Origin of the sequence: Bifidobacterium breve DSM 20213 = JCM 1192 (genome assembly GCF_001025175.1) — a bacterium.
In the GTDB taxonomy this organism is placed as follows: Bacteria; Actinomycetota; Actinomycetes; order Actinomycetales; family Bifidobacteriaceae; genus Bifidobacterium; species Bifidobacterium breve.
Genome location: NZ_AP012324.1, coordinates 1,451,434 through 1,471,885, shown reverse-complemented (window position 1 = coordinate 1,471,885; position 20,452 = coordinate 1,451,434). Strand labels below are relative to the sequence as shown.

The 20,452-nt window shown below is 59.5% G+C and carries 16 protein-coding genes and 2 pseudogenes; 8 read left to right on the top strand and 10 right to left on the bottom strand.

What is annotated here, in order from left to right; all coding sequences use genetic code 11:
- Window positions 1–356: 356 nt before the first annotated feature.
- A complete protein-coding gene (locus tag BBBR_RS06380; protein WP_003830560.1) occupies window positions 357–911 on the top strand; it encodes a PBECR4 domain-containing protein in 555 nt (184 codons plus the stop codon).
- Window positions 912–973: 62 nt separating this feature from the next.
- Here BBBR_RS06380 and BBBR_RS06375 read toward each other — a convergent pair whose 3' ends face one another.
- Window positions 974–1,180 (bottom strand): helix-turn-helix transcriptional regulator, encoded by a 207-nt coding sequence (locus tag BBBR_RS06375; protein ID WP_003830561.1) that lies wholly within the window; start codon window positions 1,178–1,180, stop codon window positions 974–976.
- Between the two features lies 1 nt (window position 1,181).
- Window positions 1,182–1,322 (bottom strand): hypothetical protein, encoded by a 141-nt coding sequence (locus tag BBBR_RS10735; protein WP_100198989.1) that lies wholly within the window; start codon window positions 1,320–1,322, stop codon window positions 1,182–1,184.
- 309 nt (window positions 1,323–1,631) lie between these two features.
- On the opposite strand from BBBR_RS10735, the gene BBBR_RS06370 reads away from it, so the two are divergent.
- Together BBBR_RS06370 and dtd are read left to right on the top strand one after the other, a co-directional pair.
- Window positions 1,632–2,762, top strand: a complete 1,131-nt coding sequence (locus BBBR_RS06370; RefSeq protein ID WP_003830564.1) for a tyrosine-type recombinase/integrase — start codon at window positions 1,632–1,634, stop codon at window positions 2,760–2,762.
- A 208-nt stretch (window positions 2,763–2,970) separates the two neighbouring features.
- A pseudogene (dtd, locus tag BBBR_RS06365) lies at window positions 2,971–3,450 on the top strand (D-aminoacyl-tRNA deacylase); the annotation flags it as partial.
- A 118-nt stretch (window positions 3,451–3,568) separates the two neighbouring features.
- On the opposite strand, the gene BBBR_RS11380 reads toward dtd, so the two are convergent.
- From BBBR_RS11380 to BBBR_RS06345, 4 genes are all read right to left on the bottom strand, one after another.
- Window positions 3,569–4,153, bottom strand: a complete 585-nt coding sequence (locus BBBR_RS11380) for an MFS transporter (protein WP_003830566.1) — start codon at window positions 4,151–4,153, stop codon at window positions 3,569–3,571.
- Complete coding sequence (locus tag BBBR_RS11375) at window positions 4,126–4,545, bottom strand: hypothetical protein (RefSeq protein ID WP_003830567.1); 420 nt, start codon at window positions 4,543–4,545, stop codon at window positions 4,126–4,128. The genes BBBR_RS11380 and BBBR_RS11375 overlap by 28 nt, the downstream gene beginning before the upstream one ends.
- A gap of 251 nt (window positions 4,546–4,796) precedes the next feature.
- Complete coding sequence (locus BBBR_RS06350; RefSeq protein WP_003830569.1) at window positions 4,797–5,693, bottom strand: carbohydrate kinase family protein; 897 nt, start codon at window positions 5,691–5,693, stop codon at window positions 4,797–4,799.
- 69 nt (window positions 5,694–5,762) lie between these two features.
- Window positions 5,763–6,977 (bottom strand): ROK family transcriptional regulator, encoded by a 1,215-nt coding sequence (locus tag BBBR_RS06345; protein ID WP_003830571.1) that lies wholly within the window; start codon window positions 6,975–6,977, stop codon window positions 5,763–5,765.
- A 225-nt stretch (window positions 6,978–7,202) separates the two neighbouring features.
- Between BBBR_RS06345 and BBBR_RS06340 the strand changes: the two genes are divergently transcribed.
- Entirely contained in the window at window positions 7,203–8,117 is a 915-nt protein-coding gene (locus BBBR_RS06340) for an ROK family protein (RefSeq protein WP_003830573.1), read from the top strand.
- 27 nt (window positions 8,118–8,144) lie between these two features.
- On the opposite strand, the gene BBBR_RS06335 is transcribed toward BBBR_RS06340, so the two are convergent.
- Window positions 8,145–9,269, bottom strand: coding sequence for an ROK family transcriptional regulator (locus BBBR_RS06335; RefSeq protein WP_003830575.1), 1,125 nt, complete (start codon window positions 9,267–9,269; stop codon window positions 8,145–8,147).
- Window positions 9,270–9,605: 336 nt separating this feature from the next.
- Here BBBR_RS06335 and nagB point away from each other — a divergent pair, with 336 nt between their 5' ends.
- Both nagB and BBBR_RS06325 read left to right on the top strand, forming a co-directional pair.
- Window positions 9,606–10,418: a glucosamine-6-phosphate deaminase gene (gene nagB / locus BBBR_RS06330; protein ID WP_014483599.1), complete on the top strand. Its 813-nt coding sequence runs from the start codon at window positions 9,606–9,608 to the stop codon at window positions 10,416–10,418.
- A 53-nt stretch (window positions 10,419–10,471) separates the two neighbouring features.
- Window positions 10,472–11,749, top strand: coding sequence for an N-acetylglucosamine-6-phosphate deacetylase (locus BBBR_RS06325; RefSeq protein WP_003830578.1), 1,278 nt, complete (start codon window positions 10,472–10,474; stop codon window positions 11,747–11,749).
- A gap of 97 nt (window positions 11,750–11,846) precedes the next feature.
- Here the strand turns inward: BBBR_RS06325 and BBBR_RS06320 are convergent, their stop codons facing one another.
- Together BBBR_RS06320 and BBBR_RS06315 are read right to left on the bottom strand one after the other, a co-directional pair.
- Window positions 11,847–12,368 (bottom strand): NUDIX hydrolase, encoded by a 522-nt coding sequence (locus BBBR_RS06320; protein WP_003830579.1) that lies wholly within the window; start codon window positions 12,366–12,368, stop codon window positions 11,847–11,849.
- A gap of 137 nt (window positions 12,369–12,505) precedes the next feature.
- Window positions 12,506–14,101, bottom strand: coding sequence for an aminopeptidase P family protein (locus BBBR_RS06315; RefSeq protein ID WP_014483600.1), 1,596 nt, complete (start codon window positions 14,099–14,101; stop codon window positions 12,506–12,508).
- A gap of 587 nt (window positions 14,102–14,688) precedes the next feature.
- Between BBBR_RS06315 and BBBR_RS06310 the strand changes: the two genes are divergently transcribed.
- A complete protein-coding gene (locus BBBR_RS06310) occupies window positions 14,689–16,290 on the top strand; it encodes a bifunctional folylpolyglutamate synthase/dihydrofolate synthase (RefSeq protein ID WP_003830582.1) in 1,602 nt (533 codons plus the stop codon).
- A 44-nt stretch (window positions 16,291–16,334) separates the two neighbouring features.
- The gene (smc, locus tag BBBR_RS06305; protein WP_003830583.1) at window positions 16,335–19,982 is read left to right on the top strand and encodes a chromosome segregation protein SMC; all 3,648 of its coding nucleotides are present in this window, start codon (window positions 16,335–16,337) and stop codon (window positions 19,980–19,982) included.
- Window positions 19,983–19,995: 13 nt separating this feature from the next.
- Here the strand turns inward: smc and BBBR_RS06300 are convergent.
- Window positions 19,996–20,403: pseudogene (locus BBBR_RS06300) on the bottom strand (GNAT family N-acetyltransferase); the annotation flags it as partial.
- Between the last annotated feature and the right edge of the window lie 49 nt (window positions 20,404–20,452).

The window sequence follows — 20,452 nt, the reverse complement described above, 5'->3', positions numbered from 1 at the left end:
GGTTTTGTGCGAATACCGTCCGGATCACGCTCACGGCGAGACGAATGTCCGCCGTCATGGGGTATCGTTGCAATCGAACTTGAGACCCGGACCTGCTTTGCTGGTGGGCAGGGTTTCGGGTTCGAAGCGTGTGGCTGGCTGCCGCAGGCATCCGATGGCGAGTCGATGCGCCATCAGCGAGAGCTGGATGTCTCGCCCAACGGCTGGGCCAGACGGTTGAGACCAACCGGAGCCGTGACCCTTCCCGCGCAAACGGGACGCTAGTCATGCAGAAGACTGTAAAAAGATCAGCCACACGGCTTCGGAGGGGCGCTTGGTCGGCGCCCCTCTTTTAATTTTCTGGGAGGATTCCGGGCGTGAACGTGACCGAGGCGAAGCGGCGGATGCTTGGCGAGGCCCGAAAGGCAGCCCGACTATACGCCAATCTCGTCGGAACGATCACGAGAATCGCGTGCGACGACGGGATGACGCTGGACATCCAATGGAAGGCCTCGAACTTCGCCCACCTATGCGGCCTGGAATACTACGCCGACGACAACCGCACCCGCAGACTTCCCGCCCGACGCCTGTACACCGACCTCCTGTCCGGCCATGGGATCTCGGTGAAAAGGGTCGCGCCCACCGGAGACGCGCGATGGCTCGCGAGGAAGACCGACGTGATAGCCAGCGCATTCGCACTGAACGACGCATCCATGGTGGTCGAATCAGGCAACAGCCGGATACGCCTCTACATGGGAAACACAGTCTGGTGCATCGGCCTCGGAAGAAGCGGAGAGGACGGCCCCTACTATCCGCAATCCCTACGCAAGGGGAACGCGGCCAAGGAAAAAATGCCAGGAACCCAGATCCACCATGTAGTCTCGATCAAATACCTGAACACGGCACAGTTCCACCCATCGATCCAAGACTGACAACATCCAACCTCCAACAACAAAACCGCCCCGGCGCTCGCGGATGAGCGCCGGGGCGGACGTCACTCCGCCGGATGCTTGCGCGGCCTGCCACCGCCGACTCCGCGTCCGGGGCGTTGCGCGTTCCATTGGTCGATGGTGCCGGGGAGCCAGCCGCGCGTGCGTCCGATGGTGGCGTCCGGCTGGGGGAGCTTGTAGGCGCTGACGGCGGCGGTGCTGATGCCGAGGCGCTTGGCCACGTCGGTGACGCTCAGGTATTCGATGGGCATGTCAGTCCTTCCTTCCGGCGATGAGCGCGAAGACGGCGCTGACGATGGCGCATCCGGCGGTGAGGGTGAACGGCCAGCCGAACCATGCGCTGGCGGCGGTTCCGAGCGCGAATACCGCGCTGACTATCGATTCCGTTCTCATGATGTCCCATGGCATAATCGGAGATATGGGGTTCCGGCCCCTACGACTGGCCGGAACCCTTTCTCACTTTTTCCTCTTCGGCTTCCGCCTCATCTCCTTGATGAGTCCGGTCACTGCTTTGATGAGGGCCGCGATGCTCGCGACGAGAAGCGAGACGCTGGTGATTATCTCCGATGGTGTCATGTTCACCTCCTTTCCTTGATATAAACTATATTAGCACAGTAAATAAAGTAACGCAAGCCGAAACACGAAAAACAGAAAAAATCAACGGATTGATAGACTTGATGCCACGCAAACGAAGGGGCGAGCATGGCCTACACAATCCGCCAATACGCGACGAAAAGCGGCAAACGCTACGAAGTGCGCTACCGTAAGCCGGACGGCACGCCCACAGGCAAAAGAGGATTCCGCCGCAAGATGGACGCCGACGCATGGGGCGCGGCCAACGTGACCACCGCGAAAAGCGTCGGAGCATACATCGACCCACAGGCCGGAAGACGCTTGGTCGAAGACTTATGGGAGCCATGGCTGGCCGCCAAAAAGACCAAGGCCAAACCAAGCTACATCGAGACGCTGGAACGGGCTTGGCGCGTGCACGTGGCACCGAAATGGGGCATGCGCGAGGTCCAGTCCATCACCCACGACGAAGTGCAGATGTGGGTCAGCGCACTGGCCGAATCGAAAAGCGCGAGCGTCGTGCTCCGCGCCGAAGGCATCCTCCGCGCACTGCTCGCAAAAGCCAAGGCCGACAAGTGCATACACGACAATCCTTGTGATGGTCTCGAATTGCCGCGCAAGCGGAGGAAGAAGCACGTCTATCTTTCGATCGACCAATTGCTGGCACTGGCCGACGCCTCGGACTGGCGCAGGCCGATAGTGCTCACGCTTGGATTGTGTGGTCTGCGCTGGGGCGAATTGGTGGGCCTGCAGGTCGGTGACGTGGATCTCGACAGGCAGCGCATCCATGTGCGCAGGTCCGCCACCGAGGTCAATCATCAGATCGTGGTGGACGCACCGAAGACAGGGGAGGAGCGCACCGTCATCTTCCCGCGCATGCTGCAGTCATGCCTTGAGGAGGCCTGCGATGGCCGTCGGCAGTCCGACCTGCTTTTTCCCGACAGGCGCACCGGTTCGTATCTGCGGAAGACGCACGGGCCCTGCAGCACGTCGAGCTGGTTTTACTGGGCGAAGAAGCGCAGTCTCGGTGACGAGATCGCGGACTCGATGACGATCCACGACCTGCGGCATACGTGCGCGTCGTTGCTGGTGCATGCCGGCGCGAATGTCAAGGCGGTGCAAAGGCAGCTGGGGCATAAGAGCGCGACCATGACCTTGGACGTGTATGCGGATCTGTTCGACGATGATTTGGATGCCGTCGGCGATGCGATGGATGGATTGCTGGTGCGGGCGATTGGTGAGGGTAGGAGTCTGGCGGCTTGAGCGGTGGGCGCGCCAATGCCTCGGACTGCCAATGGTCTGGTGACACGTGGGCAAAATGTGGGCAAAAAACGCAATAAACGTTTAAAAACCGCATGTTTTCAACGTTTTTAAGACAAGACCGTACGGGGTTCGATTCCCCGCGACTCCACCAAGACAAGCGTCGTTTCCGTAAGGGAACGGCGCTTTTTTGTTGCTACTGTAGGGAGTCATGAGAGTTGTAGTGCAACGAGTATCTGAAGCATCCGTGGACGTGATCAATGAGTTGGGCACATTGGACCCTACATTTGAGCCCCAGCAGATTGGTCCGGGATTCATGATTCTGGTGGGTGTGACCGATGAGGATGGTGACCAGCAGATTGCGTGGTTGACTCACAAGATCCTCAATCTGCGGGTATTCGAAGATGAGCAGGGCAAAATGAACCGCTCGATTCAGGACATCGGCGGTGAGATTCTCTCCATCTCGCAGTTCACATTGTTTGCCGATGTGCGCAAAGGCAACCGCCCGAGCTTCATCAAGGCGGGCAAGCCGGAGCACGCCGATATTACATGGATCAAGTTCAATGAGGCGCTACGCTCCGGGGGAGTGCCGGTCAAAGAAGGTAGGTTCGGCGCGCATATGCGGGTTGGCTTGGTCAATGATGGGCCGGTGACCATCATCATCGATACCGAAATCGATATGCCAGGTGGCGTGCACTGTGCCAAGTGCCAAGTGCGCATGCAAAAGCCCTGTACGAACCATGAGCGTGATTCGTACAGGGCTTGTCGTTTATCTGCTGAGGCAAACCCCGCCAACGCGGGCCAAATTATCAGGCCTCGACCTGAGCGGCCTTCTTGCCTTCGATGATGGCCTTGTAGCCAACGCCGATGACCAGCACGTACAGGCAGCCAACGGCCATCACGATGATGGTGCCGAGCTGGGCGTTCATGGCATCAGCCAGGGCACCCATGATGGGCGGGAAGATGGCGCCGCCGATCAGGTTCATGAACATCAGGCCGGAAATCTCGTTCTGGCGCTCCGGGCGGTACATCAGGGCGTGGGAGAGGAAGAGCAAGAACGCGTTGGAGTTACCGAAGCCGACCAGAGCCACAGCCACCCAGAACAAGGCGACCGGCGGGTTGGAAGTGATCGAGCAGAAGATGGCGAAGCACACGGCGGAGGCGGTCATGATGATGCCGCACACCGGGATGCCGACGTGGTTGGAGATCTTCGAGAGCACGATACCGCCGGTGAAGCAGCCGATCATACGGGCGATGAAGTAGACCATGGTGGCGGTGGCGGCGATTTCGGTGAAGGTGTCGCCGGTGTGTTCGGTGAGGATGCGCGGGGCCTGGGCGTTGATGCCGACGTCCACGCCCACGTGGGCTACGATGCCGAGGAAGTACAGGAACACGATGTGGTCGGAGAACAGAAGCTTGAAACAGCGGCCGATGGTGGTGGTACCGGCGTCGGGGCGGGCTCATCGATTTTGTCGAAGGCGAGCAGCGCGTAACCGATGATGCCGACGACCAGGTAGATCACAAACAGGATCCACCACATGCCGAGCTTGGTGGCGCCCCAGATGGCGATGTATGGGGCGAACAGGGAGTCGAAGGCCTTGACGAACTGGCCGAGCGTCAGCGTGGAGGCGAGTTTGTCGCCCTTGACGAACACGGTGAGCAGCGGGTTCAGAGACACCTGCATCAAGGTGTTGCCGATACCGAGGAAGGCGAAAGAGATGACGATTAGCACCAGACGTGCGGTGCCGACCAGATCGACGAAGCCCATGACGAAGAACGCGAACATCACAGGCGCGATTTTACGAGGCCGGCGTTGCCGGTCTTGGTGGTTTCGTTGCTCATTTTGAATTCCCTTTTTCTTTACTGCAATGAGACAATGAATCGCTAATCGATATTCAGTTATCAATCACCTGTTTTTGGGCATGGCTCACGCCGGGAGACAGGGTCTGGCGAGTGCCGGAACGTCATTGTCCCAGCGTGAGCATGAGCCGAAAAAGGCTGGAAAAGTATGGCCTATTGGTCGGTGTTGCCGAAGGCTTACTTGCCTGCGGCAACGAGGTAGTCAGGCATCTCAGCCGGATACTCCGGCCAAGCGCCGGCCTGAGTGCACACGAAGGCGGCGGTGTTGACGGCCTTGCGGTGAGCGTCGGCCAGCGAGTCGCCGAGCAGAGTGCGAGCGGTGAACGTGCCGGAGAAGGAGTCGCCGGCGCCGACGGTGTCGACCACCTCGACATGCGGGGTGTCCAGAGTGGAGACCTCGCCCTTGCGGGACATGATGGTGGAGTAGGCGGAGCCAGCGGTCAGAATCACGTAATCGAGATCGAACTCGTCCAGGAACCAGCGGGAGGCATCCTCGCCGGAGGTGCCGCGAATATCGAACATGTCGCGCAGCAGCAGGAGCTCTTCGTCGTTGATCTTGAATACGGTGGCGGCCTTGAGCAGCTCCTCGATGAGTTCCTTGGAGTAGTGGTCGCCGCGCAGGTTGATGTCGAAAAACTTCATCGCGCCCGGCTTGGTGTGCTTGAGCAGCTCGGTGATGGTGGCGTGCGATTCGGGGGAGCGCAGGGCCAGGGTGCCGAAGCAGACGGCGTCGGCCTTGGAAACAACATTGATGAGCTGGCGGGTGTACAGAATGTGATCCCAGGCCACGCCCTTGACGATGGTGTACTCCGGGATACCGTTCTTCAGGGCGACCTCGACGGTGGAAGTCGGCCAAGCGTTGCGCTGGATAACGGTGTTGATGCCGGCTTCGTCGGCCTTGGCGATCAGCTCGTCGCCGAGCTCATCCTCACCGACCGCGCTGATAGCCCAGCCTTCGGTGCCGTTCTTCATCGCGTGGTAGGCGAAGTTGACAGGGGCGCCGCCGGCTCGCTTGCCGCCCGGCAGCATATCCCACAGCAGTTCGCCAAGGCTCAGAACGATCGGGGTAGTCATGGTTGGTTCCTTTCCTTATGGTTTCTCTGATTACTGATTTCGTATGGAAATCTCTGGTCGGCGCTTCGGTCAGGAAACGTCGAAGAACACCGAGGGGTGTTCCAAAAACTGGGTGACCGCCACAGCCGCAGCTCCGCAGACGGTGGAGTCAATCGGTAGGGTGGAGAGCGTTATGGAGGTGAAATCGTTGATTTCGGGGATGGCTCGTTCGGCCACCGTGGCGCGAACCGTGTCCAGCAGCAGATGGCCCGCCTCGGATACGATGTCGCCGATGATGATGTGTTCGGGATTGAAAGCGTTGAAGATGGTGATGCAGCCGTAGCCGATATACCGCGCCACTTCGCGAACCATGGACTGGGCCGCGGCGTTGCCTTCGTTGGCTTTGGCGAACAAGGCTCGGGCGGCTTCGGCATGGGTCATGTCTGAGGCGTCCGGGATAACCGAGCCGTCCTCGATAAGCATGTCATGGATGACCGGGGCGGAGCAGTAACGTTCCAGGCAGCCGACGTTGCCGCAATCGCAGGGCTTGCCGTTGACATCAACGGAGATATGGCCGATTTCGGTGGCTGCGCCTTGCGCGCCGTTGACGAGGTGGCCATTGTCGATGACGCCAAGTCCCACGCCTTCGCCGACCAGATAGTAGGCGAGGTAATCGTTGGTGTGGAATGCGGGGTCGAACAGGTAGTGGGCCAGCGCGCCGGCGCGGGCATCCTGCTCGATGAAGACGGGCACTCGGAACGCGGTGGAAAATTCGTTGATGAAGTTGATTTTGCGCCAGCTTTGCATGCTGGAGACCACAGCGGTGTGGCCGACGTTGCGCAGGTAAGGGCCGGGAACGGCCATGCCGATGGCCACGATGGACGGATCGTCATCAAGCAGCTCGCTGATGCGTTGGTGGATGGCCGTGATGGTGTCGCTGATGGTGTGGTCGTACACCGGGGGCAGGTTTTCGGTGCTGAGCGCATTGCCGCACAGGTCGAACACGCCGATTTGCACGAGGGGACGGGCGAACTTGACACCAATGACGCGGAAGCGAGCGGTGTCAATTTTCAGCCCGATGGAACGGCGGTTCTTGGAGCCTTCCAGGTCGCCGGTCTCTTCAATCATGCCGGCTTCGATAAGCCGTGCGGTGATCTTGGTGATGGCGGCCGGCGTGAGTTCCAAGGCCTTGGCGATTTGTGCGCGGGAGCTGATGCCGTTGTGGTAGAGATGCTTGACGATGCGGGAGCGGTTGGATTCGGAAACGCTGGCCTGAGAAGTGGCGCGTGCAGTATCGTCTGCCATATCATTCTCCTTTGTCCCGCGTCGTTGCCTGGGTAACGTCCGCTCGTCTTTGAATCTGAACTTGATTAAGATATTAACGTAGTTAATCTATTCGCGCAATCAACTTATGTCTCGGCGTGTCGCGTATGAGGCGCATGGTTTTCTGTAATTTGTTAAGATAGTTGTCAATACATAAATGCATACTGATTCCAAGCATATTGTTCGACGAAGAACGGGGGATAGGCAATGACTGATAACACCGTGAACAATTTCAGGATTGGTGTTGATGTGGGTGGCACCAAAATCGAGGCGGCGCTTGTCGATGCAACGGGCGCGGTGCTGAACTCCGCCAGAATCCCTGCACGTCATGGTAACGCTGCGGTGGTCGAGGACATTGTATCGGTCGCGCGGCAGGCCGCGGGAACCCGCTTTGACGAGGTCTCGGCAATCGGCATCGGCACACCGGGCACGGTCGACTCCGCCACCGGACACGTGGGCAACATCGTGAATCTTGATGTGGTTTCGTTGGATATGGGCCCCGAAGTCTCCAGACTGGCAGGCGTGCCGGTGCATGTGGAAAACGATGTCAACGCTGCCGCAGTGGGTGCTGCAGTGCTGTTGGGAGGTGCGGATGGCTTGGACGGCACCATCGCGTTCCTGAATTTCGGTACCGGACTGGCTGCGGGCATCGTGCAGAACGGGGTGCTGCTGCATGGATATAGTGGGGCCGCAGGCGAAATCGGTCATATTCCGGTTGAGCCGCATCGTTTGAAGTGCCCCTGCGGCCAGTATGGGTGTCTGGAAACCGTGTGCTCGGGGGCTGCGGTGGGCAGGTTGTGGCCGAACGCCGATCCGCCGATGCCCGACTTGATTCGCTGCGCCAGCAGACGTGAGGCGAAGGCCGTGGATGTGCTGGATATGGTGGTGAGGGCCATTGGCGACACCATCCAGATTTTGGCTCAGTCGGTCGATCCCCGATTGATCGTGTTGGGTGGCGGTATGGCCAAAACCGGCGAACCGTTGGTTGAGGTAATTACCGCTGAGCTGCGTCGTCGAGAATCACAGTGCCGCTTTTTGGAGTCGCTGGATTTGCCGGCTCGGCTTCGTCTGGCCCCAGCGGGGCAGCCGGTGGGGGCCATCGGAGCGGCTATGGCCGCATAGTGCTGCCACCCGGTGCTGGCTATCTGACTATTTGGCCAGATACTGGAGCAGCACGGCGATGGCTTCTCCCTGCACGGTGATGTCCGGCCCACATTCGCAGCGCCTGATCACGGTATGCTTGTGGAAGGACGATGACGTGCTGGCGTCGAGATAGGCCTGGGCGGCGTCGATGAAGGTCGTGTTGATGATGTCCGGTTGCCCGAATATGCAGACGTCGGACATATCCAACAGGCCCGCGGGCATGGCCAAGGCCTGGCCGAGGTACCGTCCGGCGCGGGCGAGTATTGCCTGTCGCTCGTCATCGTCGACGTTGGCCATCTGTTTTCTCAGCGCATCGGCGGAAATCATGGTCTCCAGGCATCCACGTTTGCCGCATGGGCATAGTGGACCATTCAAGTCGATGGAGATGTGGCCGATTTCGCCCGCCGCATGCAGTTCGCCGATGACTGGGGTGTCGCTCAGCAGAATCGCCGAACCGAGGCCGCTGTCCATCCGCACGAACAGCATATTCGGCCCGCCCTGGCCGAAGAAGCGTTCGGTGAGCATGGCACTAGTGGCGTCATTGCTGACGGTGGTGTCGATGCCGAAATGCTCGTTGATGGGTGTGGCCAAATCGAGATTGCGCCATCCGCGCATCGTGGAGGATCGCACTACGCCGCCATCGACCACACCGGGGGAGGACACGCCGATGCCGATGACCTCGCCGTCGGACATGCCGAGCATCTTCTCGATGAGTTCGATGATGATGTCCACGGAAACATATGCTCCGGCATTCAAGGTGACTTCGGCGTGGCGCAGCGGTTGTCCAAGCAGATTGGTGACCGTGCCGTGAAGCAGATGCTCCTGCGTCAAATCAATGCTGATTATGCGCAGCCGGTTGGTGTCTATGCTCAGCAGCGTGCCTCGTTTGCCCTTGCCGCCGCTGGGCGCCTGGCCGGTTTCGCGCAATAGGCCTTCTTCGAGCATCTGGCCGACCACGTCAGACACGGCCACGCGGCTCAGTCCGGTGCGGCGGCCAAGTTCGGCGCGTGAATACTGTTTGGTCGGAAACAGTAGGGCGAAAATGAGCTGACGGTTTTTGCGGCGTACATCGGCGGGGGAGGCTTTGGCGGTACGGTCATCCGTCGCGGTGGCAAGACCGGGATACGACATACATTCCTCCTGCCTGAACGATGACTGCGCATGTGCCGTGGCGGCTGTATGTCTATATAACCACACGGTATGTGAGATTCCGCTCGGCGTTGAATCTGTTAGGGAACTTCACTAATACATTCCAGTGTACTCGATTGTTCTGGTTTGGGAACGCCGAGTGTCCGTACGTCCATAATTGTAAGTAGTATTAACAAATAACTGGTTAGGTTGATGCGAACATCGACATAATCGGATTGCACATTGTGGAAAGTGACAAAGAAGTTGCCATGAACCATGATGGGCGGCTTTGGGCAGAAGCCCGTGTCTAGCGGGCCTCATGAACGGAGGAAGATACCTATGCCGGAAATCATCATTGTCAAGAACGAAGCCGAAGCAGGCGAGATTTATGGCCGTTGCGTGGCCGATCTCATCAAAGCCAAGCCGAACGCAGTGCTGGGCCTGGCCACTGGCTCCAGCCCGCTGGCAGCCTATCAGGCGCTTGCCAAGATCGTGCATGACGAGTCGATCGACGTCTCCCAGGTGAGTGGCTACGCGCTCGACGAATATATCGGGCTGCCGCTGACCCATCCCGAGTCCTACCATGCCACCATCCACCGTACCGTGGTGGAGCCTCTTGGCCTGGATCCGTCCAAGGTCCACGTGCCCGGTGACGTGCTCAATGGCACGCCGCTTGAGGATGGCGACAAGGTGGCGCTTGCCGGCCCTGCCTACGATCGCGCCATCGAGGCCGCTGGCGGCATCGACGTGCAGATTCTGGGTATTGGCACGGACGGCCATGTGGGCTTCAACGAGCCGGGCTCTTCGCTGGCTTCCGGTACTCGCGTCAAGACTCTGGCGGAGCAGACCCGTGTGGATAACGCGCGCTTCTTTGACAACGACATCAACCAGGTGCCGACCCACTGCATTACGCAGGGCATCGGCACGATTATGAAGGCCCGCCATCTGGTGCTACTTGCCTTCGGCGCCGGCAAGGCCGAGGCCATCGAGGAGACCGTCGAAGGCGGCGTCTCCGCATTCTGCCCGGCCTCCGCGCTGCAGATGCATCCGCACGCCACGATTATCGTGGACGAGGAGGCTGCGAGCCGCCTGCGTCACAAGGACTACTACCGCTACGCATACACCCACAAGCCGGCTTGGCAGGGCATCTGAGTTATTGGTTGGCTCCCCTTTCAGGGGGGGGCAACCACGTGGAGGAATTGCATATGTCTGATAGGGAAGAAATTGTCTCCCGTGTGACGGCGGCATTGGAAGGCGCACCGGCTCCGGTGGCCATTCGCAATGCCCGCAAGGTGGATGCGCGCGGCGAACAGAGTGGGTATTGGGTCGTGTCCAACGCATCCGGTGCCATCGTGGCATCCGGTGTGGGCGATGAGGCTTTCGAACAGTATTGCGGCACGGTGGGCATCGACCCCGCTGACCGTAATGCAGTGGTGGATGCCGAAGGGCGAATCCTGACTCCTGGCTATGTGGACATTCACTCGCACGGTGCATGGGAGAAGAGCTTCGATGACGGCCCGGATGGCATCGATGTGGCTCGTGCCGGGCATGCCGTGCATGGCACGACTCGTCAGGTGCTGTCGCTGATTACCAATCCCGTGGACGTCATCTGCGGCAATATCCGCAATGTGCGCGCCAAAATGGAAGCCGGACGCCCCGATATTTTGGGATGCCATCTGGAGGGGCCTTTCCTGGCCTTGGCCCGCAAGGGTGCTCATGACCCGGAATGCCTCAAGGATCCGGTTCCTGAAATCGTGGATGAGATGCTGGAGGCCTCAGGTGCTGTCAATGGCAAGCTGGGCTGCATCCGGCAGATAACCATTGCCCCTGAATTGCCGCATGGCATTTCCGCCATCCGCCAGTTCCGCGCCGCCGGTGTGGTGCCTGCGGTGGGGCATTGTGATGCCGACTACGAGACCGCCAAGGCTGGTTTTGATGCAGGGGCCGGCATCATGACGCACATGTTCAACGCGATGAACGGCCTGCACCATCGTGAGCCGGGCCCGATTCCGGCCGCAGTGGAGGATCCTCGCGTGACCATCGAGCTGATCAACGATGGTTTCCATGTGCAGAATCCCATGGTGAAGCTTTCGTTCCGTTTCGCGCCGCATCGTACCGCCTTTGTCACCGACGCCATGGCCGCCACCGATTGCCCGGATGGCGCATACAAACTCGGTGCGCTGGACGTGAATGTGGTCGATGGTCATGCTCGTCTGGTGTCCAACGGCGCCATTGCCGGCTCCACATTATTGCTGGAGGTGGCTGTGCGTCGTGCGGTTAACGAGCTCGGCATCAGTGCTGTCGATGCGGTCGAGGCTGCGACGTTGACACCGGCAAAGGCCTTTGGCTTCAATCGGCCAAATGAGGTGACTGGTGCTCCAATCGGCCTGATTGCGCCCGGTTTTGCCGCCGACTTCAATCTTATCAATCCCGCCGACTGGACGGTCGAACAGGTTTGGTGTGCGGGGCGTAAGTTGAAATAGCTGCAATGGCAAGGCTTCGTTCCTGACCGATTAACAATGTGGGGAGCTTCCGGTGTGATACCGGAGCTCCCCACATTCATGCTGTAGCAGGATTTTGCTAGTGCTGTTGCCCGTCAAATTGGAAGAGGGCATGAGCGTCGCCATGCTTTTTGTTCTCCAAATACTGGTGGAACAGTCCGAGTCGTTCCGTGGTACTTGCCGCCAGGGGAGAGGGCAGGTCATCCAGGTCGAACCAGCCCACATTGAGGCTTTCCTCATCACCGACAAATGGCTTGACATTGCCTCCCGGCTTCAAAGCGCACAGGAACGAATGATCCATGTACATGGTGTTGTCGCCATTGGCGTATGTGATTACCTTGTTGGACGAAGTAACGGCCACCAGATCGGTGACGATGGCATCGACCCCGGTCTCTTCTTTGATTTCACGAACCACGGTGTCAGCCGGCTGCTCACCCGGCTCATTGATGCCGTAGATCATCGCCCATTCGCCGGTGTCGGAACGGCGGCCGAGCAATAGTTGGCCCTGGTCGTTGAGCACGCAGCCGGTCACACCAATCAGCCAAAGCAGATCATGGCCGATTTTCTTGCGAAGTTCCAACACGAATTCTGGAGTAGGCATGTTGCCTCCCTTTTCACAATAATTGGCTCCCTCTCCGAAGGGAGCTGTCTGCGAAGCAGACTGAGGGGAGTTTACGTGAGCTGACCCTCCTCAGTCACCTACGGTAACAGCTCCCCTCAAAGAGGGAGCTGGTTTGATTACTTCGCCTGTGCGGCCTGATCGGCCATCCACTGCTCGACATCATCGATTTGCTTCGGGATGCCGGCGGAAATCCATTCGGGGCCGTTCTCGGTCATGAGCACGTCATCCTCGATGCGGATGCCGATGCCGCGATATTCCGGCGGAATCAGCAAATCATCCTCGCGGAAGTACAGACCGGGCTCGATGGTGAAAATCATGCCCGGGCGAATCGGGGCTCCCTGATAGGACTCGAATCGAGCCTGTGCGCAGTCATGCACATCAAGACCCAGATGGTGAGCCACACCACAGGCGAGCCAACGACGGTGCTGCTGTCCTTGCGGGGAGAGCGACTCCTCAACGCTCACCGGCAGCAGACCCCAGTCGTGCAGACGCTCGGCGATCACGCGCATGCAGGCGTGATGGATGTCAGAGTAGGTGGCACCCGGCTTGGCAGCCTCGAAGCCGGCCTGTTGCGAGTCCAGCACTGCCTGATACAGGCGCTTCTGGAAGTCGGTGAACTTGCCATTGGTCGGGAAGGTACGGGTGATGTCGGCCGTGTACAGGGAATCGACCTCGACGCCGGCGTCCACGAGCAGCATATCGCCGTTCTTCACCACGCCGGTGTTGCGCATCCAGTGCAGGATCGGGGCGTGGGGGCCGGAAGCCACGATGGAGTCGTAGCCGACGGCGTTGCCCAGCTCGCGGGAGACGGCGTTGAACGCACCTTCGAGGATGCGCTCGGAACGCGGCTTGTCGAGCGCGGACGGCAAGGAGGAGAGCAGACGATCAAAGCCATGCTTGGTGGCATCCACGGCCTTGCGCATCTCGTTGATCTCGTAGTCGTCCTTGACCATACGGGCCTCGGCGGCGAACTCGTGCAGCTTGTCATCGGCGGCAGAATTCTTGTCCGGGTCGGCGAAGCCGTTTGCCTCACGAATGGATTCGACCATCGAGGTGACCTGCGGGTCGGTTTCGCTGACCACGCGTACACGAACGGCTCCGGCCTCGGCTCCGACATCCTTGCCGAGCGAGTCGGCCAGCTGGGCGATGTCATGGGTTTCGATGCCGGTCATCGACTGCATTTCCTTGAGGCCTGCGCGCGGTCCCACCCAGTACTCGCCATAGTGTGCGGACATGAAGAAGTCCTCGGTGGAGTTATCTGCGCGCGGAGCCACGAACAGTTCCGGCGTATGGGTCTTACCGGCTCCGGCTTCGGGGGAGTCAGGGTCGACCGGGTTCAGCACCAGCACGGCACCTGCTTCGTAGTCGGAGCCCAGGCCCGTGTAATAGGCGAAGGTGGTATCCGGGCGGAAGGCGTAATCGCAATCATTGTTGCGTACCTTCGGCTGGCCGGCCGGAATGACCAGACGCTCGCCGGGGAATGCCTTGCCTAGCGCCTCAAGGCGGGCGGGAATGTACTTGGAGGATTCGAGCGGCTTGATTTCCGGGTCGTCGTCGGCCCAGCCGGACTTCATGAAATCCTTGAATGCGGGCGATTGCGGACGCAGCGATCGATTGTTCACGCGGTCACTCATCGACTGGTTGTCGCCGGGCGCGCTCTTGCGCTCTTCGGCCTCATATTCCTTGTCCTTGGCGGTGATCACTTCACCCATTGCCACTCTCCTGTATGTAGTTGTTATCGAATCATCGATTTCCAACCTCATACTAGTCGGCCATATGCATTCCTGGCATGATTGCATTCCTGGCATGATTGTGGAATGGAAGCGGAACTCGGCGCGGAATGTGGACAGACTTGTGGACATGGGCCATACTATGGGCGCAACCGTCTATTGCAATCTGCTCGTCCCTGTATATCCGGATTATCCGTCGGCATCCGTTTTCGGGATTCCGGCCTTGAACAGCTTGATGCGCAAAAGATTGCATTCCATGACATCGGTATATGTGAAATGGACTATTTCAGTTTTCCAGACACAATATGCGAGGCGGTTTCACTGAGCGCGCACGATAAACTACCCCGGCGGCTAAGATGGAGGAGCTTGGGAGAGTGCGGTTTTGCGCATGCGAAAGCATGAAGAAAGGTCGCGCGCAACCGAGTTACACAAAGCAACACATGCGGATATGTACGAACTCGTGTGGACACATACGAGCTCATACGGACACGCATAAATTCGTACGAACGCATAATGGGAACGTACGGATCAATATGAGCATCAATTGAGCGCAGAGGTCAGAAGAGTACATGTCATTCGAGCATCCGAATCGGAACAACGAGAGCATGCGGGACGTCGAACTGGACATCATGAGTCGTCCGCCGGAGCATAACACCACGAATCTGGATCTTGACCGGATGAATCTGATGCTCGATATTTTGGGCCACCCGGAGCAGTCGTTCCGTGTGATCCATGTGACCGGCACCAACGGCAAGGGCTCCACCGCGCGCATGGCCGAAGCCATCTGCCGTGCGTACGGCATGCGTACCGGCCTGTACACCTCACCGCACTTGGAGAAGGTCAACGAGCGTATCGCCATCGACGGCCAGCAGCTTTCCGATGACGATTTCATCGACGTATGGGACCAGATCAAGGACCTCGTAGCCTTGGTGGATGCCAAAATGGAGGAACAGGGCAAGCCGAAGATGAGCTTCTTCGAAGTACTCACCGCCATGGCCATCTGGAAATTCGCCGACGCTCCCGTGGATGTGGCCGTCGTCGAGGTGGGCATGGGCGGCCTGTGGGACGCCACCAATGTGTTGAACGCGGATGCCGCGGTCATCGGCCCTGTCGACATGGACCACATGCAATGGCTGGGGGACACCGTCGAGCAGATCGCAGGCGAGAAGGCTGGCATCATCAAGCCGAATTGCACCGCCATTATCGGTGCGCAGCCGCATGAGGAAGCGGTTATGCCGATTCTTGAAGAGGCCGCCGAACGCAACCATGCCATGTTGGTGCGTGATGGTTACGAGATGACCGTGTCCGATCGCATGGCCGCGGTCGGCGGCCAGGTGGCCACTCTCACCACGCCCAATGGCACGTACGAGGGCGTGCCGATTGCCAAGTTCGGCGAACATCAGGCGCATAACGCGCTCGCCGCGCTCGCCGCCGCCGAAGTGGTGATTCCGGTCAACGGGCCACTGGACGGCGATCTGGTGGCCGAAGCATTGGGCTCGGTGAAGATTCCGGGCCGCATCGAGCAGATTCGTACCTCGCCGACCATCATTTTGGACGGCGGCCATAACGTCAACGCCGCCGAAGCCCTGCGTAAGGCCATCGAGGAAAGCTACGACTTCAAGCAACTGGTCGGTGTAGTCGCCATGATGCGAGACAAGCAGGTCGAAGAGTATCTTGGTGTGTTGGAGCCGATTCTCAGCTCCGTGGTGGTCACTGAGAATTCCTGGCGCGAGCGCGTGATGCCGGCCGATGAGCTGGAGAAGATCGCCGTTGAGGTGTTCGGCCGTGATCGTGTCATCAAGGAGCCGAATCTGCCTGATGCCATCCAGACAGCCGTCAATATGGTCGATGCGGAAGATGAGCTGGGTGTCGGCTATGGCCATGGCGTGCTCGTTTGCGGCAGCTTCGTGACCGCCGGTGACGCACGTACCATGCTCGCCGAGCATGCCAGCCCCACGATGCAGCAGGCTATGGCCATCCATCAGCCGGCGGTCGATCTCGATGATGCCACAGATGGTCACGGGGATCAGCCCGGCGCCGATACGCTCGAGGATAACGTCAGCCCCGATGATTTCGACGTATTTGATGTGCTCGGCCTCGGCGATGCGGCGAAGAACAACAATGCCGACGGTTCATCTGACCAGGACTCCAGTGCGGGCTCGGACGCCTGACATACAGTAGTCCGTAACACCCATCAACGAAAAACGGTCAAGTTATGTATCTCAAGGAACTCACCCTCCGCGGATTCAAGTCCTTTGCCTCCGCGACCACGCTGCGTTTTGAGCCTGGTATCACGGCGGTTGTGGGTCCCAATGGTTCAGGCAAATCGAATATCGTCGACGCGCTGACTTGGGTGATGGGTGAGCAGGGAGCCAAGAACCTGAGGGGCACGTCGATGGAGGACGTGATTTTTGCCGGCACCTCCTCCCGCCCTCCACTGGGCCGCGCGCAGGTGAGTCTGACCATCGACAATTCCGATCACACGCTTGACATCGATTACACGGAAGTCACTATCTCCCGCACTATTTTCCGCAACGGTGGGTCCGAATACGCCATCAACGGTTCTCAGTGCCGCCTACTTGATATTCAGGAATTGCTTTCGGATACTGGCTTGGGCCAGCAGATGCACGTCATCGTGGGGCAGGGCCGTCTGGATGCGATTCTTAAGGCCGACCCGTCCGGCCACCGTGCGTTTATCGAGGAGGCGGCGGGAATCCTCAAGCATCGCAAGCGCAAGGAACGCGCCCTGCGCAAATTGGCCAATACGGAATCAAATCTCAACCGACTCGATGACTTACTGCGAGAGATTCACAGGCAGCTTGGCCCGTTGGGCCGTCAGGCGCGCATTTCTCGCCGGGCCGATGCCATTCAGGTTTCCGTACGTGACGCCCAGGCTCGCATCTATGCCGAGGATGCCCAGCGTTCGATGGCTCGCCGCGAGACGGTGCGCAAGGAACTCGGCGATGTGCGCAGTCAGCTGTCCGTTGCCCAACGCGAGCTTGCCCAGGTCAAGGTGCGCATCGAACAAGTCGAGGCGTTGAGTTCCGAATCCAGCCCGGCCATTGCCAAGACCAATCAGTATTGGCATGAATTTTCCCAGATCCGGGAGCGTTTGCATGCGCTTGCCCAGTTGGCTGAGGAACGCGGACGTTCGCTCACCGGCCAGATCGTCAGTAATTTCGGAGAAGACCCGGACATGTTGCTCAAGAGGGCCGAAGAGCTGGAGACTCAGGCTGCAGCGCAGACCAAAGCCGTGGCGGACGCCCGCATCGCACTTGATAAGGCCACCGAAGAGCGCGCCGACGATGAAAAGAAGCTCGCTTCCATCCGTCAGACCTTGACCGAGCTCCGTAAAACCGCGCAAGAGCGTGACGCCCATATCGCCAGTTTGCGTGAATTGATAGCCCGAGAGGAATCCGCCGTACAACTGGCGGACAGCCGCGCCAAGGATCATACCGGGCAGCGGGAGACGCTCGCCAAGCAGCATGATGATGCGCAGCATCAGTTGGAATCGCTGCGCAGTGAGGCGCAATCCGTGGCCGATGATGACGGTGCCGCATTGGACAAGGCCCGTGCCGCCCTGGCAGAGCGTCGCGATGTGTTGAATGAGCTGACCGATCGTCAGCGTGACGTACAGTCCAAGATCATCTCGTTGCAGGCCAAAGCCGATGCACTGTCCGACACGTTGGACAGCCGCAACGCCTCCGGATCGCTGGAACGGGACGAGCAGGTGGCATCCCTCGGGCGTCTCACCGACTTTATCCATGTGGCTGATGGTTGGGAAGAAGCCGTGGCCCACGCGCTTGACCAATATGCCAGTGCCATCGTGGTGCCGGAAACCGGCAATATGCTTCATGCCCTCGAGCGTGCCCGTGAAGACAAGCTCGGCAAAGCCGTGGTGCTGACCGTAATGCCGGCCGAGGAACCATTCGCTGCTCTTGCCGATACCGATATATGCTTGGCGAACCTTGTGACGGCTAATCCCGAGGCCTCGGATAAGACGCAGGCCGCGGCCTGCGTGCGCACCGTGCAGCTGCTGCTGGCCGATGTGGCCGCAGCCGAGACGGCTGATGAAGCGCAGCGTCTCGTCGCTTCCGGAAAGGCCCCACGCGCCGTCACCAAGCATGGCGAGACCTTTGCCCACGGTGTGGCCGCAGTCGGCGGATCATCGATTTCCCAGTCCGACCTGTCGCTTGCCGCCCGCAGGGACAAGGCGCTGGCCCAAGTCAAGCAGCTTGGTGTCGAGGCCAATGAATTGGCTGAGCAGGTGAGCGAGGCCAAATCCAAGCGTGACGAGGTCGCCCGTCTGGTCGATCAGGAATCCGCCAAGCGCACGGAAGTCCGACTCAAGGCTCAGCAAGCGGAAAAGTCGCTGAAATCCGCCGAGGATAGGGTTGCGTCGTTCGCGCGTCAGCTTGAACAGTTGGACAAGAAAATTGCTGACACTCAAGAGAATCGTAACGAACATCAGCTGAAGCTCGATGATCTCAACCGCGCTTTGGAATCGGCGCAGCAATCCACTGACGAGCATGCCGATTTCGATGAGCTTGACGAACGCGAGCGCACACTGGAACGTGACTTGAACCTGACCCGTGAGCATGAGGTCGCCGCGAAGATTGCATGGACTGAAGCCAGTCGCAAGGGGGAGTCCCTGACCCGACAGGCCGGGCTGTTGCGCGATAATGCCAAGGAAGCCGTTGAACGTCGCGCCCGTATCGAATCGTTGAACGAGCGTCGGCGTGATCAGGCCGCCCATTTGCAAGGCGTGGCTGATGATGCGCGCGAGGTGGCCGCCATGGTGGAACGCACGCTGCAGGGCGTCGCCGCTGAGCGGGACAAGCTACAGGAGGCGGCGTCCAGTCATGACGATGAGCTCAAAACCCTGCGCGCCCAGCGCAATGAGATTGAGCCGAAGGTCACCGATCTGACAGGCCGCGAACACGCCTTGGACGTGAATCGTGAGCGTCTGGCCGCCGAAGCCGGTCAGCTCATGCAGAAAGTGTCCGATGAGCTCGGTCTCACCCTGGAGGAACTGGTACGTGAGTATGGCCCCGATCAGCCGGTCCCGGTACTTGACGATGATGGCAATCCTGTGCCACTGGAGCATATGGATGGCGAGAGCGACGGCAATGCCGACGATGCGGCAACCGATGCCCCCGACGCCGCAGCGGACAGCGTTACGGACCCCAGCCGCTTCCAGACCGTGCCATACAACCGCCAGGAACAGCAGAAGCGACTCGACAAGGCCCGCCGCGACTTGGCTGCGCTTGGCAAGATCAACCCGCTGGCAACCGAGGAGTTCGAGGCGCTGGAAGAACGCAACAAGTACCTCAACGACCAGCGCAACGATGTGGTCAAGTCTCGTGATGATCTCATGCAGCTCATCAAGGATCTTGACTCCACCATGGTCGAGGTGTTCAAGTCCGCGTTTGACGATACCGCCGAAGCTTTTGAGAAGATGTTCGCCACACTATTCCCGGGTGGCACAGGACGGTTGCGTCTGGAGAATCCAGAGGATCTGCTCACCACGGGCGTGCTGGTCGAGGCCAGCCCGGCAGGCAAGCGCGTCAAACAGCTGAGCCTGCTCTCCGGTGGCGAGCGCTCGCTGACCGCATTGGCTCTGTTGTTCGCGATTTTCACCGCGCGCCCAAGCCCGTTCTATGTGATGGATGAGGTCGAGGCCGCGCTGGACGATGTGAACCTGACCCGTCTCATCGACGCGTTCAACGAGTTGCGTGCCCATGCCCAGCTCATCATCATCACGCATCAGCAGCGCACGATGTCAATCGCCGATGCGCTGTACGGCGTGACGATGCGAGCCGATGGCGTCACCGCTGTAGTGAGCCAGAAGCTGGACAAATAAGCCACTCCCGGGTTTATTGGCGGAACGCTCGGCGCACACCTTGCACGGCCTGCAATGTCTTGTAGAAGATCTTCTTGAGCGGCACGTCACGGGTCGGGGCCACCGGTGTGATCGTCTCGGTGAACTTGGTCTTGAATGCGTTCAGACCCTTGAGCGATGGCGCGAAGTCAGAGCCGATACTCATCAAATCGTAATCGGTGATACCCTGCGAGCCCAGCATGCAGCATTCGGCATACAGCAGTCGATCGGTCACATGAATACGCATGGCAGTGTCGCGCATGGCGGCATAATAGTGCACCGCATACGAGCCTTCCACCGTAACGATGGACCAGGCCACCACTTGTCCATCGATGCGCGCGGCGAATACGCGGCAGTGTCTCGCGCCCAATGCGCCAATCATGTCGAGATAGTCTTCAATGGGCAGCGTGATATCGCAACCAGCGGCTTCTTTTTCAATATCACGAAATGTC